The sequence below is a fragment of the Sinorhizobium mexicanum genome (genome assembly GCF_013488225.1).
In the GTDB taxonomy this organism is placed as follows: domain Bacteria; phylum Pseudomonadota; class Alphaproteobacteria; order Rhizobiales; family Rhizobiaceae; genus Sinorhizobium; species Sinorhizobium mexicanum.
In genome coordinates this window covers 567,230-593,591 of the sequence record NZ_CP041241.1, presented here as the reverse complement: position 1 = coordinate 593,591, position 26,362 = coordinate 567,230, and the positions used below count along the sequence as shown (strand labels likewise).

Below are 26,362 nucleotides of genomic sequence, written 5' to 3'. Positions count from 1 at the left end.
CGATGAGCGACCGCCCATCATGGGCGCCTCTTCCAAAAAACCATCCATCACCACGCCGAGGCAGCCGCCTCTGCGAACAGCGACGCATGTCCCGATGCGCAGGAACAAGGAAACACATATGGCGAATATTATGGGAACTGTCGGCAAGGACGTTTTGACCGGCAGCGATCTTGAGAATGATTTCATCAATGCTCTTGCCGGCGACGACATCGTCAACGGCGGCATGGGCGGCGACATGGTGAGTGCCGGCGAGGGCAACGACACGGTCAGCGGCTCGTTCCAGGGTGACACCCTCATGGGCGACGACGGCAACGACACGCTGAACGGCAACAGCGGAAGCGACATGCTGAGCGGCGGAGCCGGACAGGACAAGCTCAATGGCGGCAGCGGTCGGGATACGATCACCGCCTTTGAGCTCAGCGAAGTCTCCGGCGATGTGGTCGATGGTGGCTCCGGCACCGACATGGTCATGCTCGATTACTCGGAACACGGTGCAAAGCTTAACATCGCGATCAAGGATTGGATCGCACCGCAAACGCTGACCGGAGGCATCCAGACGACCAACGTCGAGGCGTTCAGCATCACCGGAACGGCCTTTGATGACGTCGTTACCGGCGGTAACTACTCAGACATGCTGACCGGGGGACTCGGACACGACCGGCTTTCGGGCGGACGCGGTCATGACCTGCTCCAGGGCGGAGACGGCAACGATACGCTCAGCGGCGGCTACGGCTTTGACTTCCTGAACGGCGACGCCGGAATTGACACCCTGTACGGTGACGCCGGGAGCGACTACCTGAGTGGTGGCGACGGCGACGACAAGGTCTATGGCGGCGACGGCGCAGACTCGCTGTCGGGAGATGCCGGCAACGACGTGCTTTCCGGCGGCAATGACAGTGATGTCGTTTCTGGCGGCGTCGGTAACGACAGCCTGGCAGGCGACGCCGGCAATGACTCGCTGGACGGCGGCATCGGTGACGACAAGCTTGAGGGCGGCGCCGGCGACGACACTCTCAACTACATCTACGGCCAAGGCAAGGACACGATCACCGACGTGAGCGGCAGCGACCGGCTGGTGGTCCGCAACTTCTCCGGAAACTTCGCCGCGAAGGCAGCCACCGAAATCAATACCCTCGCCGGCGGCACGACGTTCAAGGGTGTCGAGCACTACTCGATCTACGCGAGCGGCTCGGGCATCAACAAGGTCGTGACCGGCAGCGGCAATGACTATGTCGATGCCGCGGCCGGTGACGACTACGTCGACGGCGGTGCCGGCAACGACACGCTCCTCGCCGGAATTGGCCGCGACACCGTCAACGGCGGCATCGGCAACGACTCCGTCACTTTGGGCGACGGCGGCGCCGACAAGGGCGACGGCGGCACGGGCACAGACAGGGTCGCGGTGGACCGCCGGTCGCTGACAACCGCGCAGACGTTCTCTGCGACCGGTGCCACGGCGACGCTCTCCGACGGTACGAGCCTCAAGAACTTCGAGCATTACCGCGTCGAGTTCGGCTCCGGTAATGACGTGGTGAAGTCCGTCGGCTCAGCGCTCAGCGTTGCCTTCTACGGCTACGGGGGCAATGACACGCTGATCGGCACCAACGGCAATGACACGCTCGATGGCGGAGAGGGAAGCGACACGCTCAACTCGGGCGCCGGAAACGATGTGATTCGCGATTTTGGTGGCAAGAACTCGATCACGGCCGGGGACGGCAACGACGTGGTCAGCGTCGGCGACAGCGCAACGGGAGCGGCCAGCTACAACACGGTCAATCTCGGAACCGGCGACGACAGCTTCGCGCGCGCCGCCTCGACCGGCACGCTGGTCGTTGACGGCGGGACGGGGACCGACTTCGCCTCCATCAATTTCAGCAAGTACACGCAGGGCATCACCTTCAAGCTTGCTGCATCGGTGACAGCTACGAATGCTCCGGTCACGGTGAAAAACGTCGAGCGGGTCGCCCTCGTCGGTGGGACGGGCAACGACGTCTTTGCCGGCGGCAGCCTCAACGACGATCTGCGCGGCGGCGCCGGTCACGACAGTCTCAGCGCCGGGGCGGGCAACGATCTCCTGTCCGGCGATGCGGGCAACGACACGATCCGTGCAGGAACGGGCAACGACACCATTTACGGTGACACTGCGACCACCACGGGCGGCAGGGATGTGATCTACGCCGAGGATGGCAACGACAAGGTCTATGCCGGCATCGGCGATCGCTCCGACGGCGGCACGGGCACGGACGTGATCAGGCTGAACGTCTCCGAGCAGACGAAGGATATCGCCTTCAACTTCTCGACCGGCACGGTCAATGTCGATACGGCGACATCCTTCAACGCCTTCGAAGCGCTCGACTATGTCGGCAGCAAGGGCAAGGACACGGTCACGGGCGGTACCCTCAACGACATCCTCGACGGCATGTCCGGCAACGATGTCCTCAGGGGCGGCAACGGCAATGACACGCTGCGCGACGGCGCCGGTGACGACCAGCTCTTCGGCGACGCCGGGAACGACGTTCTCACCCGCACCGTTCATTCCGGAAAGGATCTCTTCGATGGCGGCGTCGGCATCGATACGCTGAGCTTCGCGGAGGGAGCGACATCAGTCGTGCTCGATCTGCAGACCCAGGCCAAGAACAAGGGGCTGGCGCTCGGCCTCACCGTCAAGAATTTCGAGACCATCATCGGCAGCGCAGCCGATGACGAAATTCGCGGTGATGCGACCGCCAACACCCTCTATGGCAAGGGCGCCGACGATATCCTCGATGGCCGCGACGGCAACGATACCCTGGTCGGAGGCGCAGGAGACGACTGGTTGACGGGAGGCACCGGCAACGACCGGTTCGTCTTCGACCGCGAAGGGCGTGACGGCGAAGGCGATGTCATCACCGACTTCGTCCGTGGCCAGGACAAGCTCGTCATCGACCGTGCCGCCTTCGGCATCGCCGCCGGCGACACGACGGTGACGCTGGTCACCGGTGCCGACCCGGTCGCGACAAGCACCAAGGGCACGTTCCTGTTCGAGACCGACAATGGCCGCCTCTGGTACGATGCCGACGGCAATGCCGCGACGGCGGACCTGGAATTGGTCGCGATCCTGCAGAACGTCAAGACTCTCTCGACGAGCGACTTCTCCTTCCTCTAAGGGGGGCCTCAAAGGGGGCTCTCTAAGGTAGAGCGTCGCCAGGATGCGCCCGTCCCGCGAAAGCGGGGCGGGCGTTTCGTCGTTTTCAGGCTAGATCATTTCATTGTTTCATTGAAACAGTGAAATGATCTAACTCTTTGAAACTACGCAATTCCGGACGGAAAACCGTTATACACTTTTCCTGGAATTGCTCTAGTTCTCTCGAAGGTCACCTCCGGCGGCCGGCTCTTAAAGCCGGGAGCCGTGCCTGGGCTGCGGCTTTTCGATCCCCGGAATGAGCCCGATTTGCTCGACGAGAAAATCGACCAGCAGCCGCACCCGCGCGATGCCCGCGCGTTCCGGAACGATCAGCATGCTCAGAGGAACGGACGGAAGCGAATAGTCGGCCAAGATCGCCGTCAGCCGTCCGCTCGCCAAGAGGTCGTCGACCAACCATCGATGTGCGGGCGCAATGCCACGCCCGGCGACAAGCGCTTCGCGGGCTGCAAGGCCGTGATCGACCCGAAGCCGTCCCCCGAAGGGCACGGTATGGGACCCTCCGCCTGGCCCCTGCAGGGTGAGGACGTCGCTTCCCGCCACGTTCGACATCCGGATACCCTCATGGCCGGACAGGTCCTGCGGCACCGCCGGCACACCCCGCGCCGCAAGATAGCCCGGCGCCGCCACCAGCAGGCGCCGCGACTGGCCGAGCGCTCTGAGTTTCATGGAGCTGTCCGCAAGCGGGCCCAGGCGAAGCGCGATATCGAACCCCTCGCGCACGAGGTCGATCCGCTCGTCGGTGAGGCTGAGGTCCACCCCGATGTCGGGATAGCGATCCTGGAAAACGAAAATCAGCCGGCTGACATGCATGACGCCGAAGGCCGCCGTGCAGGATAGACGGATGGTGCCGGCTGGAGCGCCACGCGTGCCGCGCGCCTCGTCCGTGGCCTGCTCGACGAGGCGAAGGACTTGAACGCAGTTTGCGTAATAGCGGCTGCCTTCATCGGTCATGGTGACGCGCCGCGTGGTCCTGCTGATGAGAGGCACGCCGACCGCCTCTTCGAGTTCCCTGAGATGACGCGTGACCGTCGACTGGCCCACTCCGAACTCGCGCGCGACAGCCGACAGGCTCCCACGCTCGGCCACCCGGACGAAGGTGCGCATGCGTTCCAGCGTGACGTCCGACTTATCCATTTTTCGGCAAAATCATATCCATTATGTAGATCTAGCGGATCACTGCCGCGTTGGCTAGCTAAGCGTCGATTTTACTATTGGAGGCCGACCTCATGAAAGTTCTGCTCGTCTTCGCCCATCCCGAACAGCGTTCGCTCAACGGCGCGCTCCGCGATATCGCCATGAAGGAACTGGAGGCCCAGGGCCACGAGGTGCGCATATCGGACCTTTATGCCGACCGCTGGAAATCCGAGATCGATCATGCCGACTTTCTCTCGCTCGCCCCGGACGCGCGATTGAAGGTGGCCAAGGCCTCGGGCGAAGCGTTCGCCACCAACGCTCTGACCGAAGACGTAAAGGCCGAGCACGAAAAGCTCTTGTGGGCTGACGTCCTGATCCTGCAGTTCCCGCTGTGGTGGTACAGTATGCCGGCGATCCTAAAGGGCTGGGTGGATCGCGTTTACGCCTACGGCTTCGCCTATGGTGTCGGCGAGCACAGTGACAAATATTGGGGCAACCGCTTCGGCGAAGGAACCTTCGCGGGCAAACGCGCGATGTTGCTCGTGACCACCGGCGGCTGGGAGGAGCATTACTCCGCCCGCGGGATCAATGGGCCGATCGACGAACTCCTATTCCCGATCAATCACGGGATCCTATTTTATCCGGGCTACGACGTGCTTCCGCCGTTCGTCGCCTATCGGGTCGATCGTCTCGACGAGACCAGCTTCGATGCCGTAGCCGAGCGCCTGCGCGAGAGGATGCGGACCCTCGGCTCCACGCCGCCTATTCCCTACCGGCGGCAGAACGGTGGAGACTATGTGATCCCGACCCTTCAGCTTCGACCCGGCCTCGGCGATCCGGGTGCGAACGGCTTCGCTCTTCACTTGAACGGCACGCGCTGACCGCTCGTTTCGCTTCGAGCGTCGCAGGGCAATGGCGCGACGGGCCACTTGCTGCCGTGAGCAACTCGTACGCCACTGCGATAAGGGCGGTGTCGTACGAGGCAGCGATCGACCAGGTGTTCAAACGCATGCGGTCGTCTCGTTCGCCCTAACCGCAGTAAGCGGTCAGTAGTCCCACCAGGCCGGTACCCATCGAAAGAGATTGCCGGCGGCCGCCACATGGCCGACGGAAGGGAATGGCATGTGCGTGGACACCAGCAACGAACCGGTGTCCGCCAGTTCCCGCATAAGACGGAGCCGAACGCGGGTCGCCTCCTCCGGGTCGTGTTCGAAACCGTTGTGCCACTCGGGGTGATCGAACGAGGCCGGGAGCAGGGCGTCGCCGGCGAACATCAGCCGATCGCCGCCGGATGCCAGCCGAACCACGCTGTGCCCTGGGGTGTGGCCGCCGGTGCGAGTGACGACCACGCCCGGCGCCACCTCGGACTCCTCCTCGAAGGTTCGGATACGGCTGCGGTACTCGTTCAGGAACTGCCTGGACGCCCGGCAAATCACCTCCACAAACTCCGGCGGTATGGCGGTGCGGGAGAAATCGGGCGACTCCCAGAACCTGGTCTCTGCGGCGGACACGTGGACACGCAGGTCCGGACGCAACCGGTCCTTCACACCGTCGACGAGCAGCCCGCCAACGTGGTCAAAATGCATGTGGGTCAGCACCACGTCGGTCACGGACGCGAAATCGACGCCGGCAGCCTCCAGTCGATGGACAAACTGCCCGGCGCGCGGGTAGCCCGCGTATTCTCCTCCGAGCCCGCTGTCGATGAGTATCGTCTGGCCGCCGCTGCGCACCACGAACGCGTTCAATGCCCAATCTAGCTCATCCTGCGGGAGGAACCTGTCGTCCAGCCACGCCGCGCGGACGGCCGGGTCGGCGTTGGTGGCCATCGCCTCGGCCGGTATCCATATCATTCCGTCGCTGATCACCAGCACGTCAATCTCGCCGACCCGCACCGCGTAGCGCGACGGAACCAGTTCGTCGCGACCCTGTCTACCGGGGTGTGAGGTGCCCGACCTCATGTTTTTCTCCTGCTGCACAATCGTTCGACGTTTTGTTTCTGCCTGCGACATGATGTACTCCTATTTTGTGTGATCGAGGCGTGTCGTCACGAGCGACGTCGGACGGCATGTGGAAGCGTCGTGGCCTGTGTAGACCGCAACGAAGCTTTGACCTGGACGATTCTCGAAACCCACGGCGGATCCATTTGTGTGACGCCTAATGAACCCCGAGGCGCCCTCTTTCATTTCGCTCTGCCGGAAAGCGATGCGGGGTAGGTTGCCAAAATGTAGGCCGAGATCGATGGGGTCTCTTGCGCAAGCTGTCCGTGAGGAGCCCCGCGAGCGCGCTACGGCGCCGCGCGCCTGATCGGACGCTCAAAGGTCGCCGCAGCGCGTTGAATTGCTTAGCGATTAATCCTTCCAACTTAAGGAATCATGCAGTTGTTCGATCCTAACCCAACAAGCGGTCAGTAGTCCCACCAGGCCGGTACCCAGCGAAAGAGATTGCCGGCGGCCGCCACATGGCCGACCGAGGGGAACGGCATGTGCGTGGACACCAGCAACGAGCCCGTGTCCGCCAACTCCCGCATGAGACGGAGCCGCACGCGGGTCGCCTCCTCCGGGTCGTGTTCGAAACCGTTGTGCCACTCGGGGTGGTCGAACGAGACCGGGAACAGGGCGTCGCCGGCGAACATCAGCCGGTTGCCGCCAGACTTCATGCGGACAACGCTGTGCCCAGGCGTGTGGCCGCCGGTGCGAGTGACGACCACGCCCGGTGCCACCTCGGACTCCTCTTCGAACGTCCGCAGATGGCTGCGGTATTCGTCCAGGAATTGCAGGGATGCTCGCCGTGCCAAATCCGCAAGCGCCGGCGGCATGGCGGTGCGGGAGAAATCGGGCGACTCCCAGAACTTGGTCTCTGCGGCGGACACGTGGACCCCCAGGTCCGGGCGCAGCCGGTCCTTCACGCCCTCGACGAGCAGCCCGCCAACGTGGTCGAAGTGCATGTGGGTCAGCACAACGTCGGTCACGGACGCGAGATCGACGCCGGCGGTCTCCAGTCGATGGACAAATTGCCCGGCCCGCGGGAAGTCCGGATATTCCTCCCCTAGACCACTGTCGATGAGTATCGTCTGGCCGCCGCTGCGCACTACGACAGCGTTCAGTGCCCAATCGAACGCGTCCTGCGACAGGAACATGTCGTCCAGCCAGGCCGCCCGGATGGCCGGGTCGGCGTTGGTGGCCATTGACTCGGCGGGTGGCGTCAGCACGCCATCGCTGATCACCAGCACGTCAATCTCGCCGACCGGCACGGCGTAGCGCGACGGAACCAGCTCGTCGGGTACCGGTCTACCGACGTGTGAGATGTTGTCCAAGCTCATGTTTGTCTCCTGCTTACCAATCGTACGGGGTTTGGTTCTGCCTGCGACATGATGTGCTTCTTGTTCTGCGTGGCCGACACGTGTCGGTCGCGAGCCACGTCGCGAACGCTATGTTGGAGCGTGTTGGCGGTCGAGCTACACATGAGGATAGGTAGCCGTGGCCCAATGGACCGCAGCGAAGATTTGGTGGTGAAGAGGCTGGTATGAAGGAGTAGACGCTCTGGCCCGCCGAACGCTGCTTCGCGCTCAGCGTTGGCTTGAGGCCCGCGGCCGGCCCCGTGGGCCGGCACGCGCCGCTGAACTCGGAATTAGCTTGCTCCGTGCGCAACCAGTTCGGGATGGAAAACCGTTGCGCACCTCCCCTTGAATCGCGCCGGACTAATCCTCCCGGAACGCATGCCTCATCTGGTCGGTGAGCGGTTTCGTCAGGTAGGAGATCACGGTGCGATCGGCGATCTTGATGAACACCTCGGCCGGCATGCCGGGATAGAGCGACAGCCCATTGAGCTTGGCGAGGCTCTCCTTCTTCGGCCGGATGCGCAAAGGGTAGTAGCTTGCGCCAGTGCGCTCGTCGGTGACGAGGTCCGGCGCAATCGTTGCCACCTCCGCCTCGACCTCGGGAGTCGTGCGCTGATTGAAGGCGCTGAAGCGGATTTCGACCGGCTGGCCGACATGGATCTGGTCGATGTCATGGGTCGCAACGCGCGCCTCTACCGTCAGATCGTCGGCCTCGGGCACGACGAGCATCAGCGTTTCGCCGGGATTGACCACCCCGTTCACAGTATGCACTCCGAGCTGATAGACTCGGCCCGAAAGCGGCGCCGTGATATCGAGCCGACGCAACTGGTCGGATGCGGCGGTCCGCCGCTCCTCGTATTCGGCGATCTTCGCCTCGACATCCGTCAGATCCTTTGAGATCTCAGTCCGCCGATCCTCGTCGAGCTGGAGGATCTGCAGGTCGATCTCGCTGGACTTGCCACGCGCCTGGGCACGGGCGGCGATGCGCTGTCCGCGGTCACCCTCGAGTTCGGCGCGTTGGCGCTTCAGCGTCGTTACACGCTGCATCGGCACCAGGCCCTGGCCGTAGAGCGAATCGACACCGGTCAGTTCCTCCGCGATCAGCTTGAGCGCGTCCTCGATCGCCTGCAGCTGAACGGTCAGTCCTTCGATCTCGTCGGCCAACTGCGCCTTTCGGGAGGCAAGCTGGTCCTTCATGCCGATGAGCGCCGACCGGCGGCTGGCAAAGAGTCTCTGTTCGCCATCGACGAGCTTCGTCGCCGCGGCACTGGAGATGAATTTGTCGAGATCCTTGTCGACTTCGAACGAGACGGCGCCGATGCGCTCGGCCTGAAGCCGGGCGCGGCGGGCATAGAGTTGCGCCAGGGTGCTTTCGACAATCGCCAGATTGGCGCGAACGGTGGTGCCGTCGAGACGGATCAGCACCTGCCCCGCATGGACCCGGTCACCTTCGCGGACCAGGAGTTCGCCGACGATCCCGCCGGTCAGGTGCTGGACCTTCTTGACATTGTCATCGACCACGACGACGCCGCCGGCAACGATCGCGCTCGACAGCTCCGTCGTCGCCGCCCAGCCGCCCACGCCGACGACAAGGGCGATAGCCAATGTGGAGACCGCGATCATGTGGCGCCCGAGCGAGCGGCGGGCAGTCAACATCTGCTTCATCCCGTCGCTCATTTTGCCACCTCCTGGCCGTCCCCGACAATTTTGAGCGGCGCCGGCCGCTCCGCCTGCTGCACGCGTTCCCGGCGCAGCACCTTGCCCAGCACCTCATCCTTCGGTCCGAAGGCCTGCATGCGCCCGTCCTGCATCATCAGCACGAGGTCGGTGCTCGCAAGCGCGCTCGGCCGATGCGCGATAACGACAACGATGCCGCCGCGGGCGCGAACATTCATGATTGCCTCGCTGAGCGCCTGCTCGCCTTCGGCGTCGAGGTTGGAATTGGGCTCGTCGAGCACGACGAGGAAGGGCTCTCCATAAAGCGCCCTGGCGAGCGCTATGCGCTGGCGCTGTCCGGCCGAAAGCGCAGTGCCGCCCTCGCCGATTTCGGTTTCATAGCCGTTCGGTAGGCGAAGGATCAGGTCATTGACGCGCGCCGCCGTGGCAGCCGCAACGATCGCCTCGGGCGTGGCGTCTTCAGCGAAACGGCAGATATTCTGTGCAACCGTTCCAGCGAAAAGTTCCACGTCCTGTGGCAGATAGCCGATATGCTTGCCGAGAGCATCGCTGTCCCATTGGTCGAGAGCCGCGCCGTCGAGCCGCACGGAACCGCGATAGGCGGGCCAAACGCCAAGGACCGCACGGGCGAGCGACGACTTGCCCGACGCGCTCGGACCGATGACGCCGAGCGCGCTGCCGGCGCGAACGGTGAAACTGATGTCGGTGAAGATCAACCGCTGGGCCGCCGGCGGTCCGCTCGCCAGTCCCTCGACGCTCAGGCGGTCGCGCGGGGCGGGCAGCGCCAGCGGCGCCTCGGCCTCCGGCAGTGCCTTGAGCAGGTCCTTCAGCCGTTGCCAGCTCTGCCGCGCGGCGACGAGACCGCGCCAGTTGCCGATGGCGAGCTCCACGGGCGCAAGCGCGCGTGCCGTCAGGATCGAGCCGGCGATGATGATGCCCGGCGAGGCCTCGCCCTTGATAACCAGAACCGCGCCCGCCGCCAGCACACCGGACTGCAGCGCCATGCGGAAGACCTTCGACACTGCGCCATAGCCATTGCCGATATCGGATGTGCGGCGGTTTTCCACGCGGAATTCCTCGTTGCGCCGTTCCCAGCGGTCGGTCATCCGCCCTGCCATGCCCATGGCCTGAACGACCTCTGCATTGCGCTGCGACGCTTGGGCGAACGCGTTGCGCAGCCCTCCCGCCTCCGCCGCCTTCTTGGCCGGCGCCTGGGTGCCGCTATTGGTGAGATAAGTCAGCAGCGTGAGGATCAGCCCGCCGCCGATCGCTATGAAGCCGATAACGGGATGGAAGAGAAAGCAGATGGCGATATAGAAGGGCAGCCATGGCAGGTCGAAAAGGGCGGCCGGACCAGCGCCCGACAGGAAGGACCGCACCTGGTCGAAATCACGCAGCGCCTGCAAACCATCTCCCTGCATCCTAAGCTTCAAGGGTGCCTTGACGAGCGCCCGGTAGATCCGTCCACTCATCGTTTCGTCGAGGGCGCCGGCGATACGCACCAGCATGCGGCCGCGGATCAGCTCGAACGCGCCCTGGAAGCCGTAGAGCAGCAGTGCCAGGAAAGAGAGCGCGATCAGTGACGGAATGCTTCGGCTCGGCAGAACCCGGTCGTAGACTTCAAGCATGAAGAACGAGCCGGTGAGATAGAGAATGTTGACGAGCGCGCTGGCGATACCGACGCCGATGAAGGCCGCGCGGCAGCCGCGCAACGCTTCCGCGGGATCGATGCTCGTTCGATTTGATGCTGCTTTTGATTTAGGCACTGACTGAAATCTCCGCGCCGGCCCATCGGGCCGCTTGAAATCTGCTGACCGATCTATCCAGAGGCAGCAATGTAGAGTTGTTCCCCGGGAAACAATGATCCCTTCGAAAGCTTAAATATTGACTGCTGTCGGACCGGGGGTGCATGACCGCGCATTCCGGCGCAACGAGCATGTCACTCCGGCCGCTCGGCGGCCGTTCCTTGGCGCCCCCTCAGTATATCCCCGCCGCGCAAGCACGCCTGCGATAACACCATACCAAACGCAAGATCGGACGGACAGCGGCACCGATCTTGTGCTATCGGATGAATCGCACATCCCGTCCTCCAATCCGATATTTTTCGGCACCATTGACCGAACATGAAATACTATCTCCGCAACCTGACTGCGAAGGAACGCAACGAGGCGACCGATCGCCATCTCGCCTTCTACCTGACATTCGTCGCTGGGGCTGCCAATGCTGGCGGCTTCATGGCTGTTAATCAATATACGTCGCATATGTCGGGCATCGTCTCGGCGATCGCGGACAACATGGTCCTTGGCAATATTGCACTGGTTGTTGCCGGCCTTGCCGCGCTCTTCTCCTTCGTTGCCGGCGCTGCCACCTCCGCCATCCTTATCAACTGGGGCCGACGGCTGGAGTTGCAGGCAGAATATGCGCTTCCGCTGCTGTTCGAGGCATTCCTGCTCATCTGCTTCGCGATAAGCGGGGCATTTTTCCACCTCAGCGAAAGTATCGCCGTATCGGCCACGATAATGCTTCTTTGCTTCATCATGGGGCTGCAGAACGCCATCATCACGAAGCTCTCCGGCGCAAGAATCCGCACCACTCACGTGACCGGCCTGGTGACCGACACGGGCATCGAGATCGGCAAGCTTATCTACTGGAACTGCGACAGCGCCAAGAGCTCCAGACTGCATGTCCGCGCCGACCGCCGCAAGTTGCGCCTTCTCACGTCCTTGATCGGGCTTTTCCTGGTCGGCGGGATCTGCGGCGCTCTTCTCTTCAACAAACTGGGCGTTTCTGCGGCGCTTTTTCTTGCCGCGCCCCTGATGCTCATCGCGGCGCTCCCCGTGATCGAGGACGTGCGGTCTGCCTTGAAGCGATAAACGGATCGCCCGTCACCTCAATCCAATGAGGGCCGGACATCGAGAAAAGAGGGGATGTTGGCCGCAGCCGGTTCCGCCGACGCTTCCGACGCCAGCTCCTGGGTCTCGATGTTGCCGCCCCTGCCCCAGGTCGCGGCAAGGCTCATCAATTCATCCATCTCCTTCCTGAGCCGGTGCCATGTCAGAATGTCTTCGGCATGGGTCGCATTCGTGCGAGGATCGTAGAAGCGGCTGATTTCCTCGGCGACGTCCTTCCGGGCGGCCTCCAGACGGGCCTTCAGGACGTTGACTTCGTCCTTCACCAGGAAATAGCGCCGCATCACCGCAAGAAGCGCAAGATCGTTCGGATTGACGCTCAAAGACATCCCTCCCCGCCGTTTCATGACCGCCGACCTACAGCGCCGCGCCTCTCAGACGCACAAAGGACGCTGTAGCATTTTGAATTGCTGCATGTTTTCATCCTCAAATCGGCTACGATTTAAGGAAACATGCGGTAGGTCGAACGGATGGGTGCCCCCGCAGCCGTCCACCGGGCACACACCCCATTACGCGAAACTTTGACGCTTTTCCGGCAACGGCAAAAAAATCCCGGCGTTGTTGAGACGCCGGGCCGAAAACCTGGGAAACTGGAGAAAATTCGTGGCGGTTTGACCGCTTCGCTCGCTATTTGTTTCTATAGATGAGCACCGGGATCGTCGAATGCGTCAGCACCTTCGCGGCGACGCTACCGATGATCAGGGCGCCGACGCCGCCGCGGCCGTGCGACGCCATGATGATGAGATCGGCGCCGATATCGTCCGCTTTGTTGATGATCGCACGATAGACCTCGTGGCTGCGGGCCTGATCCGTTTCGCACGGTACGCCGGCCTGCTCGGATTTCGCCGTAGCGGCGGCAAGTATTTCCCCGGCATGCTGACGGGACAACGCCTCATAGTCCTCTTTCGTGCTGGCGAGCTGTTCCGCATCAGTCGAAAAGAGATTGAATGGCTCCATAACGGTCAACACCGTGATCTTCGCTCCGGCTTCGTTAGCAAAGGCAATGCCGGCATCCAGGGCGAGCGTAGCGAGCGGCGAACCGTCGGTGGGGATGAGAATGTTGCGGAACATGAAAACCTCCCGTTGACTTCGGAATTCAGGCTAACCGAATCGCCGTCAGTCACATTGACCCAGATCAAGGGGCTTAGGCACCGCTCGTTGAACCGCACCCGACCACAGCAGAAACGGCCCGGCGGTTATCCCGCCGGGCCGTTTCTCGACAACGGTTCTACAGCGCCGCGCGTCTCATCAGAGGCACAAAGGACGCTGTAGCGCTTTGAAATGCTGCAGTTTTTATCCTTAAACCGGATACGATTTAAGGATAAATGCAGCGGCGCCTTGCCTCGCTCTCAGGCCTCGACGCGAAACCGCTGCTTCGGCCCGTTTTCATTGACCTCTGCGTGGCGCCGATTGTGACGGATCGACGACCAGAGCGAAAGGCCGATGAGGCCCGCGCCACCCAGACCGGTGATGACCTCCGGAATGTGGATCAGCGTCTGGAAATACATCACCACCGAAAGGATCAGGATCGCGTAGAACGCGCCATGCTCCAGGTAACGATATTCGTTGAGCGTGCCCTTCTCGACCAGCATGATAGTCATTGAGCGGACATACATGGCGCCAATGCCGAGACCGATCGCGATGATGAACAGGTTCTGCGTCAAGGCGAAGGCGCCGATGACGCCGTCGAACGAAAAGCTGGCATCGAGCACCTCCAGGTAGAGAAATGCACCGAAACCACCCTTCGCCGCCGCGCTCATCGTCTGCTGAGAAGCATCGAGCAGACCGCCGACAACCTCGACGATAAGGAAGGTAAGCAGACCATAGATGCTCGCGTAGACGAAGGTGTGCACATGCTCGGCTTCGAGCAAGGACGAGAACGCCAGGATGATGCTCAGTACAAAGGCGATCTCGATGCCCTTGATCGTTGCAAAGCGTGCCATCTTGCGCTCCAGCCAGGCGATCCAGTGCACGTCCTTCTCCTGATCGAAGAAGTAGGTGAGACCGACCATCATCAGGAACGTTCCGCCGAAGGCGGCGATCGGCAGATGCGCGTCGTTCATGATGCGGGCGTATTCTTCGGGGCGCACCGCCGCCAGGATGACCGCGTCAATCGGCCCGATATTGGCGGCGATGACGACGATCAGCAGCGGAAAGACGATACGCATGCCGAAGACGGCAATGATGATGCCCCAGGTCAGGAACCGGTGCTGCCAGACCGGCGTCATGTCCTTGAGCTTGTTGGCGTTGACGATGGCGTTGTCAAAGGAGAGCGAAATTTCAAGAACAGCGAGCACCGCGCAGATGAAGAAGACGGTCATGGTGCCGCTGAAAGTACCGGTCGACTGCCAGCCGAGCCAGACGCCAAGCAGCAGACCGAGGCCCGTCACGATAAAGGCCCACTTGAAATAGCCGAGGCTGGTCGTGTGCGAACGGGACTGGATCATGGACGACCCTCCCCGGCACGATGCGCCTTGGCGATTGCAAACGAGAGATCTTCAGTAGGGAAAAAGCGCACAGCCGAACAGGCGCATGCGTTGGGCATGAGTTGAGTTTTCATGGTAGCTAATCCGCCGGCTCATTTGCTGGCGGTACCGACATCACGAGAGCGCCGTAAAACTCTCGCCAGAGGGGCCCGGCACCAATGTTCGTCCCGCGGTTCGATGTCTAAAAGGCGGGATCGTTTCTTACTTAGCAGCGGCAAGCGTCTCGTCAAGAGGTGGGCACGTGACCGGCACACTACTGCGCCGTCTCATAGGGCGTGCGCAGAAGCGGCAATTGCGCGATAATATCGCACGGTTCACATGTTACGGATGGAACCAAAGCCGCCCCCAAAGGGTTTGAATTCCAACGATAACAACCCTGTGAGGCAACACGCCATGCACAGTTTCTGGTGGGACAGGAGTGTCCAGTTGGAACTCGGTGACGCAGGCAAATACCGCGACGTGAAGAGCACGCGCGAGGCCGTCGAGTGCCTGATGCTGCGTTGGCCCCATCAGGATGGGCGTGCCCTTGCCGCCGCAAAACGGGTCTGCCTGCAGGCCCTCGAGGGCAAGGTCAAGACCGAGAAGGCCCGCAGGGCATTTATCAAGGCTGCCGAAGAGGCGCACCTCTCCATCCGGAGTCAATAGGCATTCGCAACCCGGACGCTGTGGCTCCGCCGCACAAGAGCATCAGCCCGAAAGTCGATCTTTCGGAAACCATGATGCCACACGTTATTAAAAGTCGTTCGGCGTAATCCGGCAGGAGCCGGTTCAAAGTCATTCGGGCCCAATGGCCCAAACCATTCCAGCTCGCGGGATGCGCGGAAACCCGTTTCGCTCGTTCCTCACCCCGCGCCGATGCCCCCACTCGGGGACAGGAAAGGAAAGCGATGTACGAGATTCCATGGGGCGTGCCGGTCAGTATCAGCATGCTGGACGGGAAATGTCGCACGGTCGTCGGACCGCTCGACGCAATGAAATGTTTGGAGCGTGAATGGCCCGTTCGAGGTGGCGCCTATTACGGCTATGCGATGCGCGCCTGCGAGGCGGCGCTAAAACACCGGAAGAGCCCGGGGGAAGCGCGTGCGGCCTTCATTTGCGCCTCGAGGGAGGCCTTTCTGACGATCCTTGGAGGTCAGGCGTCCGAGGAAGGGAAAGACGGACATCGGCCCCTGGAATGAAGGCGTCCCGCCCCAATACCCAGGGAGACGGTGGGCACACGACCTTCAATAACCGCCCGGCAGCGGAACTGCTGTCGAAGCAGACTGGCCGACCACGCTGCCCTTGTCGCGGCGACGCCGGGAACCGCCTATCAGGCCGGATGATGGAGCACGCTAAGGCCGCCATCCACGGTCAGGCAGGTGGCATTCATGAACGTGCACTCATCGGAAATCATGAACAGGGCGGCGCGGGCGATTTCGTCCGGCGTCGCGATACGTCCGCCCGGATGCAGCTTCATCGTTTCCGCTTCGGCCGCTGCCGAATCGGGAAAGCTGTTCCAGTAGTCGATCACCTTCTGCGTTAGCACGTAGCCTGGAGCCAGGGCGTTCACCCGGATTCCCTTCGACGCATATTCGATCCCGAGCGACTTCGTCATGCCGATGAGGGCGTGCTTGGCGACGGGATAGGGGAAGGTATGCGGAATGATGGTGAAGGCATGCGTCGAGGCGATGTTGAGGATGACCCCACCGCCCGCCTCGATCATGCCCGGGAGTGCGGCCTTGCAGCAATTCCAGGCGCCCTTGAGGTTCACGTCGAAGCAGCGCTGCCAGTCCTCCTCGCTCGTCGCCAGTGGTTTCGCGAAGACGTTAATGCCGGCGTTATTGACCAGCGCGTTGGGGCGCCCGATGGTTTTCTCCGCCCTGGCAAAAGCCGCAGCGATTGCGGGAGCATCGGTAATGTCGGCGACCGCCGAGGAGACCGTACCGCCCTCGGCCCGGAGTCTTTCTGCTTCCTTTTCCAGAAGCGTCCCATCGCGGTCGATCAGAAAGAGGCTGGCGCCCTCACCGTGGAAGATCTCGGCCATGGCAAGGCCGATCCCCTGGGCGGCGCCCGTTATGACGATGCGTTTGCCGTCGAGCCGGTTGCCCATGATCTTTCCTCCACTTTCTACTGCATGTTTCCTTAAATCGGATCCGATTTAAGGATAAAACATGCACTAATTCAAAGTGCTACAGCGTCCTTTGCGCGTCTGATAAGACGCGCGGCGCTGTAGATCCGCCCGTTATCGCGTCACCACTCGGCGACGCTGCCATCCTCGTGGCGCCAGATCGGGTTGCGCCAGCGATGGCCTTCCCGCGCGCGCTCGATGACATAGGCCTCGTCGACCTCGACACCGAGGCCTGGCCCTTGCGGGATCGACACGAAACCATCCTCGTAGCGGAACACCTCCTTGTTGGAGATGTAATCGAGAATGTCGTTGGCGGCGTTGTAATGGATGCCGAGGCTCTGCTCCTGGATGAAGGCGTTGTAGCTGACGGCATCGACCTGAAGGCAGGCGGCGAGCGCGATCGGTCCCAGCGGGCAATGCGGCGCGAGCGCCACATCATAGGCTTCCGCCATCGCGGCGATCTTGCGGCACTCGGTGATGCCGCCGGCATGCGAAAGATCGGGCTGGATGATGTCGACATAGCCATCGGCAAGGACCGACTTGAAGTCCCAGCGGGAATAGAGGCGCTCGCCAAGCGCAATCGGCGTCGAAGAATGATTGGCAATCTCCTTCAGTGCCTCCCGGTTTTCCGACAGCACCGGCTCCTCGATGAACATCAGCTTGAACTGCTCGAGTTCCTTGGCGAGTACCTTGGCCATCGGCCGATGCACGCGGCCATGGAAATCGACGCCGATGCCGACATGCGGGCCGATCGCGTCGCGGATAGTGCCTATGGTCGCGACGGCCTTATCGATCTTCTCGTTGCTGTCGACGATCTGCAGCTCTTCGCAGCCGTTGAGCTTGATTGCCTTGAACCCGCGGGCGACGACATCCTTGGCATTGCGTGCAACGTCGCTCGGCCGGTCGCCGCCGATCCAGGAATAGACCTTGATCCTGTCGCGGCACTGGCCGCCGAGCAACTGGTGGATCGGCTGGCCGAGGGCCTTGCCCTTGATGTCCCAGAGCGCCTGGTCGATGCCGGCAAGAGCGCTCATGTGCAAGGCGCCGCCGCGATAGAAGCCGCCGCGATACATCACGTTCCAGTGGTCCTCGATCAGGAACGGATCCTTGCCGACGAGATAGTCGGCGAGCTCGTGCACGGCCGCCTCGACGGTCAGCGCGCGGCCTTCAACCACCGGCTCGCCCCAGCCGACAATGCCCTCGTCGGTTTCGATCTTGAGAAACAGCCAGCGCGGCGGAACGATATAGGTGGTGAGCTTGGTAATTTTCATGACGTGATGTCCATTGGGGGGAAGAGCAAACGGGCGGGATGCCCGCTTCAGGGGTTGTTCAGGAGACCGGCCCCTGCGGGCCGTTGCCGTTTGACGGCCGCGGCAAGGTCGCGTGCCGCAAGGTTCAGCATACGCATCGAACAGTCGCGCGCAGCCGCCTTGTCGCGCATGCGCAGCGCCTCCACCAGCTCACCATGGATGTCGATGGCCTCGTCCCGGCGTTCGGCGGCTTCGTTCGACGCGTGCAGCGAGAATTTGAGCGCCGCCTGGATGATGCCGACGAGTTGCAGGAAGACCTGGTTGTGGCTCGCCTTCAGAAGGCAGGTGTGAAAGGCGACGTCGGCTTCGGTGAAGCCCGCGACGTCGCGCTCGCCGTCACGCATATCGCGCCAGGCGCGGTCAAGATCGGCGATTTCCTGCACCGTCGCACGCTCGGCTGCGAATTCCGCCGCCGCCGGCTCGATCGCCCGGCGCGCTTCCAGAATGCAGTTCAGCAGATCGAATTCGAAGATGCGCTCGCCGATCCATTCCAGAACCTGCGAATCGAGAATGTTCCACTCTTCCTTGTTGCAAACGACCGTGCCGACGCGGGAGCGGCCGCGCACCATGCCCTTGGATTCGAGGATCTTAAGCGATTCCCGGATCACGGTACGGCTGACGCCATAGCGCTCGCAGAGATCGTTTTCGCGAGGCAGGAAGGTGCCGACGGGGAAGATCTCGGCGCAGATGTCGGAGGCAATGGCGCGCGTAGTGTTCTTCTGGACGCGAGGACGGCGCTGCGGGTGTTCCGCCACGATACCCTGATGCTCCTGCCCTTCCGCTGCCATCGCCTTCCCCACGCTGATCAAGTCGATGCTCCATAGCGCAGATCGCCGGGGCTGGCGACAGCGCGCCGAAGCGCACGCGTTTATCGTTATACATCACTATCGCATTCATCATACAATGGCAATTGACGAATATGATGATTCATCATACACAAATGCCAACTGCAGGAGGCAGTTCACCAGGGAGACACATCATGCGCTTCATCAAGGCAGCCATTCTGGCCGGTACCGTTGCGGTATTCGCCGCCACTTCCGCATTCGCCGCCGACGTCAAGATCGGCTTCATCGTCAAGCAGCCCGAGGAGCCGTGGTTCCAGGACGAATGGAAATTTGCGGACGCCGCCGCCAAGGAAAAAGGCTTCACGCTGGTCAAGATTGGCGCGGAAGACGGCGAGAAGGTCCAGTCGGCCATCGACAATCTCGGGGCCCAGGGCGCGCAGGGCTTCATCGTCTGCACGCCTGACGTCAAGCTCGGCCCGGGCATCGTCGCAAAGGCTGCCGCCAATGATCTCAAGCTGATGACCGTCGACGACCGCTTGGTCAACGCCGACGGCAGCCCGATCGAAGACGTTCCGCACATGGGGATCTCGGCCACGAAGATCGGCGAGGCCGTCGGCCAGGCGATTGTCGACGAAATCAAGAAACGCGGCTGGGACATGAAGGAAGTCGGCGCGATCCGTGTCTCCTACGACCAGCTCCCGACCGCCGTCGACCGCGTCGAAGGCGCCCTTTCCGTTCTCAAGGCCAACGGTTTCCCGGAAGCTAACATCTTCGATGCGCCGCAGGCCAAGACCGATACGGAGGCCGCCCTCAACGCCTCGACGATCGTGCTCAACAAGAACGCCGGCATCAAGAAATGGGTCGCTGTCGGTCTCAATGACGAAGCGGTACTCGGGGCCGTGCGCGCGACCGAATCCGTCGGCATTGCCGCCGACAGCGTGATCGGCGTCGGCATTGGCGGCGCGGAGTCGGCGATCAACGAGTTCAAGAAGCCTGCTGCCACCGGCTTCTTCGGCACCGTCATCATCTCGCCGAAGCGTCACGGCTACGAAACCGCGCTCAACATGTACGACTGGATTGCCAACGACAAGGAGCCGGAAAAGCTGATCCTGACCGCCGGCCAGCTGGCGCTTCGCGACAACTACGAAGCCGTCCGCAAGGAACTCGGCATCGAGTGACCGTTTCGGACGCCACCGAGCCCGGCGGCCTGCGCTGCAGCCCCGCCGGGCATTCCGCTTCGGAGCAACGCATGCAAGATTTCCTCGAATTCCGATCGATTTCCAAGGGTTACCCCGGCGTCCAGGCGCTGCGGGATGTTTCCTTTGCTGTTCGCAAGGGCGCGGTCCACGGGCTGATGGGGGAAAACGGCGCCGGCAAGTCGACGCTGATCCGCGTCCTCTCCGGCGACCAATCCGCCGACCACGGCGAGATCCGCATCGACGGAGAGGTGCAGCACTACCGCTCCGTGCGCGACGCCTTCCACGCGGGGGTCATCGTCATTCACCAGGAGCTGCAGCTCGTGCCGGAGCTGACGGTCGCCGAAAACCTTTGGCTCGGCCATTTCCCCGGCAAGGGCGGCGTGATCGACCGGCGGAAACTCATCGGCGTCGTCTCGGAGAAGCTTGCCGAGATCGGCATCGACGTCGACCCAACCACCAAGGTTGCATCCCTTTCGATCGGCGAGCGCCAGATGGTCGAGATCGCCAAGGCGGTGATGGTCGACGCGCGCGTGATCGCTCTCGACGAGCCTACCTCGTCGCTGTCCTCGCGCGAAAGCGAAATTCTCTTCGCCCTCATCGACCGCCTGCGCGCGAAGGGCACCGTCATTCTTTACGTCTCGCATCGGCTCGACGAGATCTTCCGGCTTTGCGACAGTCTCACGGTGCTGCGCGACGGCAAGCTCGCCGCACATCATCCCGACATTTCCGAGGTGACGCGCGACCAGATCATTTCCGAGATGGTCGGGCGCGAAATCGCCAACATCTGGGGCTGGCGGGGACGCAGCTTCGGCGCCGAACGGCTGCGGATCGAAAACATCGCGGGACCAAAACTAAGAGTCCCGTTGAGCTTCTCGGTCAGGCGCGGCGAGATCGTCGGCTTCTTCGGCCTGATCGGCGCCGGTCGCAGCGAGATGGCGCGGCTCGTCTATGGAGCCGATACGCGCAGCCAGGGCAGCGTCTCGGTCGACGGCGCGGCCGTGCCCGCAGACAGCCCGCCCAAGTCGATCCGGGCCGGCATCGTTCTCTGCCCGGAGGACCGCAAGTTCGACGGCATCGTCCAGGGCCGGTCGATCGAGGAGAATATGACGATCTCCTCGCGCCGCCACTTTTCTCCCTTCGGCATCATCAACCCGAAGAAGGAAAGCGAGCTCGCCGAAAAGTTCATCGCCAAGCTTCGCGTGCGAACGCCATCGCGTCGCCAGGACATCGTCAACCTCTCGGGCGGCAACCAGCAAAAGGTCATTCTCGGCCGCTGGCTGTCCGAGGAAGGCATCAAGGTTCTCATCATCGACGAGCCTACGCGCGGCATCGACGTCGGCGCGAAATCCGAGATCTACGAGATCCTCTACGGGCTTGCCGAGCAGGGCATGGCGATCGTCGTCATCTCCAGCGAACTGCCGGAGGTGATGGGCATTACGGATCGCATCATCGTGATGTGCGAGGGTCGGCTGGCGGCCGACTTGCCGCGCGCAGAATTCGACGAGCGGCGGATCCTCGCGGCAGCCCTTCCCGACATCAAGAACAGCAAAGACATTCCCTTCACACAGGTACAGTGACGATGACCTCCTTGAAAAAAATCCTTCTCGGCGAACAGGGCCTCGTCGTCATTTTCGCGGTCGCCTTTGCCATCGTGTCGTTGACGGTTCCGAATTTTCTCAGCGAACGCAACATGCTCGGCCTGCTGCAGTCCGTTGTCACCATCGGCATCATCGCCTGCACGATGATGTTCTGCCTCGCCTCGCGCGATTTCGACCTTTCCGTCGGCTCGACGGTGGCATTTTCCGGGATGGTGGCGGTCATGGCCTCGAACGTCTCGGGCTCGATCCTCGTCGGGCTGCTGGCAGCCGTCCTTTGCGGCGCCGTCGTCGGCACCATCAACGGCGTCGTCATTGCGCGTTTTCGCATTAATGCGCTGATCACCACGCTTGCCACCATGCAGATCGTCCGCGGTTTCGCGCTGATCGCCTCGGACGGCCGGGCAGTCGGCATCAACGACCCCGGTTTCTACCAGCTCGCGCTGTCGCGCTTCCTCGGCATCCCGACGCCGATCTGGGTCATGGGCCTGTTCTTCATCGTCTTCGGCTTCGTGCTGAACCGGACCGTGTTTGGCAAGAATACGCTGGCGATCGGCGGCAATCCGGAGGCCTCGCGGCTTGCCGGCGTCGACGTCGCCCGCATGCGCATCTGGATCTTCGCACTGCAAGGCATCGTCTGCGCCGTTGCGGGCGTGTTGCTTGCGTCGCGCATCACCTCCGGCCAGCCGAATGCCGCGACGGGGCTGGAGCTTTCCGTCATCTCGGCCTGCGTGCTCGGCGGAGTCTCGCTCGCCGGCGGCCGCGCGGCCATGACCGGCGTCATCGTCGGCGTCTTGATCATGGGCATCGCCGAGAACGTCATGAACCTGCTCAACATCCAGGCCTTTTATCAATACGTGGTGCGCGGCCTGATCCTGCTGTTGGCGGTGCTGCTCGACAATCTGCGCTCGGTCGCGGGCAGACAGCGCGTCTGATCGGCAATGCCGAACGATGTCCTGCATCTCAAGAACGACGAGCTCTCGGTCGAGCTGAGCCGCTTCGGCGGCTCGCTCCTCGCTGCCACCTGGCGCGGGATCCCTTTCCTGAAGCCTGCGACCACGGCCGGGGTCGCCTCGCAACGCTTCGGCGCCGAGGCGAGTTTCCCGCTTGTGCCGTTCGGCAACAGGATCGAGGGCAACAGTTTCACCTTCGATGGCGAGCGCTTCTTCCTCGAACCGAATACACCGGCCGATCCATTCTGCCTGCATGGGGATGGCTGGCTCAGCGAATGGGAGGTGAAATCGCACAGCGGAGAACAGGCCAGACTTTCCTACGTGCACGCCGAGCGGGCGGGGAGCCCCTATGCCTATGAGGCCGTAGAGGAAGTCTGGCTGGATGGCAGTACGCTGGTTCTTTCGCTGGCGGTCACGAACATGTCGCCTCGTACGTTGCCCTTTGGGTTGGGACATCACCCCTTCTTTCCGCGCACGGCCGAGACCCGGCTCAAGGCGAAGGCAAAACGCATCTGGGGTGAGAGGACCGGACACCTGCCCGACGCTCCCGGCCCGATTGCCCGCACGCTTGATTTCACCGAGGCTAATACGCTCCCCGCGCGCTGGATGAACAATGCCTATGACGGCTGGGACGGAGAGGCTGCGATCGAATGGCCCGAACATCAGCTTGCCTTAAGGCTTGAAACCCAAGGGCCATTCGGGTGCTTTATGATCTATTCGCCGGATGCGGATGCAGACTTCTTCTGCTTCGAGCCGATGACGCATCTGCCCAATGCGCACAACATGCCGAACGAAGACGGTGGCCTCGTTGCGTTGCATCCCGGGCAAAGTCTTGCAGGCACCATCCGGTTTCGATTAGCCCACTGACCGCAAGCGTTAGCTAAGTCGGAAGCGGGCGACCGGCCCCCAACACGAGCGCAAAAGAAAAGCGCCCGCTGGGAGGTGCAGGCGCTTGGACAGATCTACATCACTACCGACGTGGCGTGCCCGTCGAACGAGCCTTTAGCGGCCGACAGCAGCGCGGGCGACGCGATGGATATCGCCGCGGTTGATGCCGAGGTCGTTGAGTTCGCGGGTCGACATGCGGCCCAGTTCGGCGACCGTCTGACGATACTTGCGCCAGTTGTTAAAAGAGCGTGCTACGTTCATTTTGATCCCCCTTTCATGGGCTTTCGAAGCCCGGCTGCCAGTCCGTGGCGCCTCGTTTGCTTCGATGCGCAACATATAATGCGGAACCTCGGGGGATTGCAGCGCTCATACATCAGCGCACCCATGCGTCAAATGCATGGATGCGCGCGGTGATGGAGAGCCCTCCAGCGAGCAAGGGGCGGGACTTCAGGCTGGCCTTGCGGCTACGGGAGAGGGCGAACTTATTGCCGGCCCGCAGAGGCCGAGATTTGCGCCGCGGACCGGGAAAGGGAGCAGAACTCGTCCTCGAAGAGCTCCGGCATCAGGTCGGCAAGCCGGACCAGCTTGCCCGTGCGCGAACTCTGCAGTGCCGCGACACCGCAGAGGACCGACATCGCGCCGGCGCGGGCGCCTGCCCGCTGCCCCAGCGAGTCCTTCGCGTCTGGCTTGAAAAGCATGTTCCGCAAGCGGTCGTCGCCGCCATAGTGCCCGCCGGGCGAATGCTGCACCGCGATACGTTCCACCCCTGGGCGACCTTTCGGAAAATTGCGTATCAGCAGGATGACATCTTCCTCCGGCATCTCCCACGGCTGGTCCTCGTACTGGCGAAGCTCAATCCTGCCCTTCGTTCCGTTGAACGCGATGTGGTGGCCTTCGATCGGCTGGAAGGTGTTCAGCGAATAGGAGACGTGGACATTGTTCCGGTAGTGTATGTTCGCGACCATCGTATCGGGAATATCGATGTCCTCGCGGAAGACACAGCCGTCGCGGAAGTAGCCGTCAATCTCCGAGGGGTCTTCATAGAGCGCCTCAAGGAACGGATCGGCTTCGAGATCCAGGTAGAAATCGCACTCATTCTTGTGAGGACAGAGTTTGCAGCGCGGCCCGCGGAAGGGTCCCTTGCGCCCGTACATCTGCAGGTCGGCAAAGGCCGTGACCGCATCCGGATCGCTGTCGAGATACCAGTTCAACAGGTCGAAATGGTGGGTTGCCTTGTGCACGAAGAGGCTGCCTGACCGTTCCGTATAGGCGTGCCAGCGACGGAAATAGTCGGCGCCGTGCCTGGTATCGAGATACCAATGAAAGTCGACGGAGGTGATGCGGCCGATCTCGCCGGAATTCAACAGTTCCTTGATGCGCGCGGCGGTCGGCGCGAAGCGGTAGTTGAAGGACACGTCCACCCGCCGGCCCGTGCGCTTCTCGGCATCCAGAATGCGGCGGATCTTTTCGACCGTCGTCGACATCGGCTTTTCGGTGATGACATCGGCACCGGCCTCGAGCGCGCGGACAACGATGTCGTCATGCGTGCTGTCCGGCGTGCAGACGATCACGAGATCGGGTCGCGCTTCGGCAAGCATGGTGTCGACATTGCCGTAGATCGGCGCGTTGGTGGCGATCATCGTGCGGGCGCGTTCGGCTCTGAGCGCATTCGTGTCGGCTATGGCGACGAGATCCACCTGGCCGCGCCAACCGGCGAGCAGATCCTTGCCCCACATCGTGGTGCCGCGGTTGCCGGTACCGACCAGCGCAAAACGACGTTTGTTTTCCATCTTCCTCACGCAATCCTGTCTGGAATGAAGCCGCGCGACTGGCGGCAATGGCTAGTACAACATGTAAATTCAACATACATGCTAGTGGCTGAATTCCGGCAACGTCAAGGTATTTCCCGCCGGTTTGTGTCATCAGCTTGTAAGATGCATGATCGAGCAACCCATCTCAGCAGCAGCTGCGATAGCGTTCCACGCAGGTGGCGATCACCTCGTCGGCCGGGCGCTTCCACCAATTCTCGGCCGAGAAGATCTCGACCTCCTGCGCCCCGTGAAAACCGGCGGCCTCGATCCGGCGCCGGATCCCCTTCAAATCGATGACGCCGTCGCCCATCATGCCGCGATCGGACAGCATGTCCCTGGTCGGGACCAGCCAGTCGCAGATGTGATGTGCGAGGATCGCCTTCATTTCCCCGGCCCGCGCGATCTGGTTGGCGAGATCCGGATCCCACCAGACGTGATAGACGTCGATCGCGACGCCAACGCCGGCGCCGAGCGCCTCGCACATGTCGAGTGCCTGGCCGAGCGTGTTCACGCAGGCCCGGTCGGCGGCATACATCGGATGCAGGGGTTCGATCGCAAGTGGAACGCCGGCCGCGCGCGCATGGCGCAGCACCGTGGCGATGCCGTCCTCGACCATCCGGCGGGCCGCATCGATATTCTTCGACCCTCCAGGCAGGCCGCCGACGACCAGCACCAGGCAGTCGGCGCCAAGCGCGGCCGCCTCATCGATCGCGCGCCTGTTGTCGTCGATGGCCTTCTCGCGGCCCCCTGCGTCTGCCGCCGGGAAGAAACCGCCGCGGCAGAGGCCGGTCAGCCTCAATCCGTTGGACTTGACGATGCGGACCGCCTCATCGAGCCCGACCGCCGCCACCTGATCCCGCCAGGGAGCGATCGCCGTGATGCCGTGTTTCAGGCAGAGATCCACGGCCTCCGCAAAGCCGCATTGCTCGCGGATCGTCGCCAGATTGATGGAGAGCCCCTCGACCTGCATGATGTACTCCTCCCAGA

At 62.5% G+C, this 26,362-nt stretch carries 23 protein-coding genes; 9 read left to right on the top strand and 14 right to left on the bottom strand.

Features of this window, described 5'->3' with window-relative positions:
- Nucleotides 1-118: 118 nt before the first annotated feature.
- Entirely contained in the window at nucleotides 119-3,145 is a 3,027-nt protein-coding gene (locus FKV68_RS27025; protein ID WP_180943589.1) for a calcium-binding protein, read from the top strand.
- A gap of 228 nt (nucleotides 3,146-3,373) precedes the next feature.
- Here the strand turns inward: FKV68_RS27025 and FKV68_RS27020 are convergent, their stop codons facing one another.
- Nucleotides 3,374-4,318 carry a LysR family transcriptional regulator gene (locus FKV68_RS27020; protein WP_180943588.1) on the bottom strand — a complete coding sequence of 315 codons (945 nt, stop codon included), beginning with the start codon at nucleotides 4,316-4,318 and terminating at the stop codon, nucleotides 3,374-3,376.
- A 92-nt stretch (nucleotides 4,319-4,410) separates the two neighbouring features.
- Between FKV68_RS27020 and FKV68_RS27015 the strand changes: the two genes are divergently transcribed.
- A complete protein-coding gene (locus tag FKV68_RS27015) occupies nucleotides 4,411-5,199 on the top strand; it encodes an NAD(P)H-dependent oxidoreductase (protein ID WP_180943587.1) in 789 nt (262 codons plus the stop codon).
- A gap of 165 nt (nucleotides 5,200-5,364) precedes the next feature.
- Here the strand turns inward: FKV68_RS27015 and FKV68_RS27010 are convergent, their stop codons facing one another.
- The 4 genes from FKV68_RS27010 to FKV68_RS26995 all read right to left on the bottom strand — a co-directional run bounded on the left by FKV68_RS27010 (nucleotide 5,365) and on the right by FKV68_RS26995 (nucleotide 11,098).
- Nucleotides 5,365-6,327: an MBL fold metallo-hydrolase gene (locus FKV68_RS27010; protein WP_180943586.1), complete on the bottom strand. Its 963-nt coding sequence runs from the start codon at nucleotides 6,325-6,327 to the stop codon at nucleotides 5,365-5,367.
- Nucleotides 6,328-6,722: 395 nt separating this feature from the next.
- Nucleotides 6,723-7,637 carry an MBL fold metallo-hydrolase gene (locus FKV68_RS27005; RefSeq protein ID WP_180943585.1) on the bottom strand — a complete coding sequence of 305 codons (915 nt, stop codon included), beginning with the start codon at nucleotides 7,635-7,637 and terminating at the stop codon, nucleotides 6,723-6,725.
- A 378-nt stretch (nucleotides 7,638-8,015) separates the two neighbouring features.
- On the bottom strand, nucleotides 8,016-9,332 hold the full coding sequence (locus tag FKV68_RS27000; RefSeq protein ID WP_180943584.1) for an HlyD family type I secretion periplasmic adaptor subunit: 1,317 nt from the start codon (nucleotides 9,330-9,332) through the stop codon (nucleotides 8,016-8,018).
- Nucleotides 9,329-11,098, bottom strand: a complete 1,770-nt coding sequence (locus FKV68_RS26995; protein ID WP_180943583.1) for a type I secretion system permease/ATPase — start codon at nucleotides 11,096-11,098, stop codon at nucleotides 9,329-9,331. The genes FKV68_RS27000 and FKV68_RS26995 overlap by 4 nt, the downstream gene beginning before the upstream one ends.
- A gap of 357 nt (nucleotides 11,099-11,455) precedes the next feature.
- On the opposite strand from FKV68_RS26995, the gene FKV68_RS26990 reads away from it, so the two are divergent.
- Nucleotides 11,456-12,205 (top strand): YoaK family protein, encoded by a 750-nt coding sequence (locus tag FKV68_RS26990; protein ID WP_180943582.1) that lies wholly within the window; start codon nucleotides 11,456-11,458, stop codon nucleotides 12,203-12,205.
- A 17-nt stretch (nucleotides 12,206-12,222) separates the two neighbouring features.
- Here FKV68_RS26990 and FKV68_RS26985 read toward each other — a convergent pair whose 3' ends face one another.
- From FKV68_RS26985 to FKV68_RS26975, 3 genes are all read right to left on the bottom strand, one after another.
- Nucleotides 12,223-12,570 carry a hypothetical protein gene (locus FKV68_RS26985; RefSeq protein ID WP_245181736.1) on the bottom strand — a complete coding sequence of 116 codons (348 nt, stop codon included), beginning with the start codon at nucleotides 12,568-12,570 and terminating at the stop codon, nucleotides 12,223-12,225.
- A gap of 298 nt (nucleotides 12,571-12,868) precedes the next feature.
- A complete protein-coding gene (locus FKV68_RS26980; RefSeq protein ID WP_180943580.1) occupies nucleotides 12,869-13,312 on the bottom strand; it encodes a universal stress protein in 444 nt (147 codons plus the stop codon).
- Between the two features lie 278 nt (nucleotides 13,313-13,590).
- Nucleotides 13,591-14,688, bottom strand: coding sequence for a DUF475 domain-containing protein (locus FKV68_RS26975; protein ID WP_180943579.1), 1,098 nt, complete (start codon nucleotides 14,686-14,688; stop codon nucleotides 13,591-13,593).
- 432 nt (nucleotides 14,689-15,120) lie between these two features.
- Between FKV68_RS26975 and FKV68_RS26970 the strand changes: the two genes are divergently transcribed.
- Together FKV68_RS26970 and FKV68_RS26965 are read left to right on the top strand one after the other, a co-directional pair.
- Complete coding sequence (locus FKV68_RS26970) at nucleotides 15,121-15,372, top strand: DUF982 domain-containing protein (RefSeq protein ID WP_180943578.1); 252 nt, start codon at nucleotides 15,121-15,123, stop codon at nucleotides 15,370-15,372.
- Between the two features lie 242 nt (nucleotides 15,373-15,614).
- Nucleotides 15,615-15,905 (top strand): DUF982 domain-containing protein, encoded by a 291-nt coding sequence (locus tag FKV68_RS26965; protein ID WP_180943577.1) that lies wholly within the window; start codon nucleotides 15,615-15,617, stop codon nucleotides 15,903-15,905.
- Nucleotides 15,906-16,036: 131 nt separating this feature from the next.
- Here FKV68_RS26965 and FKV68_RS26960 read toward each other — a convergent pair whose 3' ends face one another.
- From FKV68_RS26960 to FKV68_RS26950, 3 genes are all read right to left on the bottom strand, one after another.
- On the bottom strand, nucleotides 16,037-16,816 hold the full coding sequence (locus FKV68_RS26960; protein ID WP_180943576.1) for an SDR family oxidoreductase: 780 nt from the start codon (nucleotides 16,814-16,816) through the stop codon (nucleotides 16,037-16,039).
- Nucleotides 16,817-16,956: 140 nt separating this feature from the next.
- Complete coding sequence (dgoD, locus tag FKV68_RS26955; protein WP_180943575.1) at nucleotides 16,957-18,105, bottom strand: galactonate dehydratase; 1,149 nt, start codon at nucleotides 18,103-18,105, stop codon at nucleotides 16,957-16,959.
- A gap of 47 nt (nucleotides 18,106-18,152) precedes the next feature.
- On the bottom strand, nucleotides 18,153-18,932 hold the full coding sequence (locus FKV68_RS26950) for a FadR/GntR family transcriptional regulator (protein ID WP_180943915.1): 780 nt from the start codon (nucleotides 18,930-18,932) through the stop codon (nucleotides 18,153-18,155).
- Nucleotides 18,933-19,123: 191 nt separating this feature from the next.
- On the opposite strand from FKV68_RS26950, the gene FKV68_RS26945 reads away from it, so the two are divergent.
- The 4 genes from FKV68_RS26945 (at nucleotide 19,124) to FKV68_RS26930 (ending at nucleotide 23,543) form a co-directional block, all read left to right on the top strand.
- Nucleotides 19,124-20,107 (top strand): arabinose ABC transporter substrate-binding protein, encoded by a 984-nt coding sequence (locus FKV68_RS26945; RefSeq protein ID WP_180943574.1) that lies wholly within the window; start codon nucleotides 19,124-19,126, stop codon nucleotides 20,105-20,107.
- Between the two features lie 71 nt (nucleotides 20,108-20,178).
- Nucleotides 20,179-21,705, top strand: a complete 1,527-nt coding sequence (araG, locus tag FKV68_RS26940) for an L-arabinose ABC transporter ATP-binding protein AraG (protein ID WP_180943573.1) — start codon at nucleotides 20,179-20,181, stop codon at nucleotides 21,703-21,705.
- A gap of 2 nt (nucleotides 21,706-21,707) precedes the next feature.
- Nucleotides 21,708-22,658, top strand: a complete 951-nt coding sequence (gene araH, locus FKV68_RS26935) for an L-arabinose ABC transporter permease AraH (protein ID WP_180943572.1) — start codon at nucleotides 21,708-21,710, stop codon at nucleotides 22,656-22,658.
- Between the two features lie 6 nt (nucleotides 22,659-22,664).
- Entirely contained in the window at nucleotides 22,665-23,543 is an 879-nt protein-coding gene (locus tag FKV68_RS26930; RefSeq protein WP_180943571.1) for an aldose 1-epimerase, read from the top strand.
- A 135-nt stretch (nucleotides 23,544-23,678) separates the two neighbouring features.
- On the opposite strand, the gene FKV68_RS26925 is transcribed toward FKV68_RS26930, so the two are convergent.
- From FKV68_RS26925 to FKV68_RS26915, 3 genes are all read right to left on the bottom strand, one after another.
- Nucleotides 23,679-23,825, bottom strand: coding sequence for a DUF1127 domain-containing protein (locus FKV68_RS26925; protein ID WP_128370480.1), 147 nt, complete (start codon nucleotides 23,823-23,825; stop codon nucleotides 23,679-23,681).
- A gap of 221 nt (nucleotides 23,826-24,046) precedes the next feature.
- A complete protein-coding gene (locus FKV68_RS26920; protein ID WP_180943570.1) occupies nucleotides 24,047-25,354 on the bottom strand; it encodes a Gfo/Idh/MocA family protein in 1,308 nt (435 codons plus the stop codon).
- 166 nt (nucleotides 25,355-25,520) lie between these two features.
- Nucleotides 25,521-26,345, bottom strand: a complete 825-nt coding sequence (locus tag FKV68_RS26915; protein WP_180943569.1) for a sugar phosphate isomerase/epimerase family protein — start codon at nucleotides 26,343-26,345, stop codon at nucleotides 25,521-25,523.
- Between the last annotated feature and the right edge of the window lie 17 nt (nucleotides 26,346-26,362).

What these genes read in the sequence shown, in the direction of transcription:
- FKV68_RS26970 (WP_180943578.1), top strand. Translation starts at nt 15,121, where the DNA reads ATGCACAGTTTCTGGTGGGACAGGAGTGTCCAGTTGGAACTCGGTGAC.
- araG (WP_180943573.1), top strand. Translation starts at nt 20,179, where the DNA reads ATGCAAGATTTCCTCGAATTCCGATCGATTTCCAAGGGTTACCCCGGC.
- FKV68_RS26980 (WP_180943580.1), bottom strand. Translation starts at nt 13,312, where the DNA reads ATGTTCCGCAACATTCTCATCCCCACCGACGGTTCGCCGCTCGCTACG.
- FKV68_RS26990 (WP_180943582.1), top strand. Translation starts at nt 11,456, where the DNA reads ATGAAATACTATCTCCGCAACCTGACTGCGAAGGAACGCAACGAGGCG.
- FKV68_RS27010 (WP_180943586.1), bottom strand. Translation starts at nt 6,327, where the DNA reads ATGTCGCAGGCAGAAACAAAACGTCGAACGATTGTGCAGCAGGAGAAA.
- FKV68_RS27020 (WP_180943588.1), bottom strand. Translation starts at nt 4,318, where the DNA reads ATGGATAAGTCGGACGTCACGCTGGAACGCATGCGCACCTTCGTCCGG.
- FKV68_RS26920 (WP_180943570.1), bottom strand. Translation starts at nt 25,354, where the DNA reads ATGGAAAACAAACGTCGTTTTGCGCTGGTCGGTACCGGCAACCGCGGC.
- dgoD (WP_180943575.1), bottom strand. Translation starts at nt 18,105, where the DNA reads ATGAAAATTACCAAGCTCACCACCTATATCGTTCCGCCGCGCTGGCTG.
- FKV68_RS27015 (WP_180943587.1), top strand. Translation starts at nt 4,411, where the DNA reads ATGAAAGTTCTGCTCGTCTTCGCCCATCCCGAACAGCGTTCGCTCAAC.
- FKV68_RS26945 (WP_180943574.1), top strand. Translation starts at nt 19,124, where the DNA reads ATGCGCTTCATCAAGGCAGCCATTCTGGCCGGTACCGTTGCGGTATTC.
- FKV68_RS26950 (WP_180943915.1), bottom strand. Translation starts at nt 18,932, where the DNA reads ATGGCAGCGGAAGGGCAGGAGCATCAGGGTATCGTGGCGGAACACCCG.
- FKV68_RS26915 (WP_180943569.1), bottom strand. Translation starts at nt 26,345, where the DNA reads ATGCAGGTCGAGGGGCTCTCCATCAATCTGGCGACGATCCGCGAGCAA.
- FKV68_RS26930 (WP_180943571.1), top strand. Translation starts at nt 22,665, where the DNA reads ATGCCGAACGATGTCCTGCATCTCAAGAACGACGAGCTCTCGGTCGAG.
- FKV68_RS27025 (WP_180943589.1), top strand. Translation starts at nt 119, where the DNA reads ATGGCGAATATTATGGGAACTGTCGGCAAGGACGTTTTGACCGGCAGC.
- FKV68_RS27000 (WP_180943584.1), bottom strand. Translation starts at nt 9,332, where the DNA reads ATGAGCGACGGGATGAAGCAGATGTTGACTGCCCGCCGCTCGCTCGGG.
- FKV68_RS27005 (WP_180943585.1), bottom strand. Translation starts at nt 7,637, where the DNA reads ATGAGCTTGGACAACATCTCACACGTCGGTAGACCGGTACCCGACGAG.
- FKV68_RS26975 (WP_180943579.1), bottom strand. Translation starts at nt 14,688, where the DNA reads ATGATCCAGTCCCGTTCGCACACGACCAGCCTCGGCTATTTCAAGTGG.
- FKV68_RS26960 (WP_180943576.1), bottom strand. Translation starts at nt 16,816, where the DNA reads ATGGGCAACCGGCTCGACGGCAAACGCATCGTCATAACGGGCGCCGCC.
- araH (WP_180943572.1), top strand. Translation starts at nt 21,708, where the DNA reads ATGACCTCCTTGAAAAAAATCCTTCTCGGCGAACAGGGCCTCGTCGTC.
- FKV68_RS26925 (WP_128370480.1), bottom strand. Translation starts at nt 23,825, where the DNA reads ATGAACGTAGCACGCTCTTTTAACAACTGGCGCAAGTATCGTCAGACG.
- FKV68_RS26985 (WP_245181736.1), bottom strand. Translation starts at nt 12,570, where the DNA reads ATGTCTTTGAGCGTCAATCCGAACGATCTTGCGCTTCTTGCGGTGATG.
- FKV68_RS26965 (WP_180943577.1), top strand. Translation starts at nt 15,615, where the DNA reads ATGTACGAGATTCCATGGGGCGTGCCGGTCAGTATCAGCATGCTGGAC.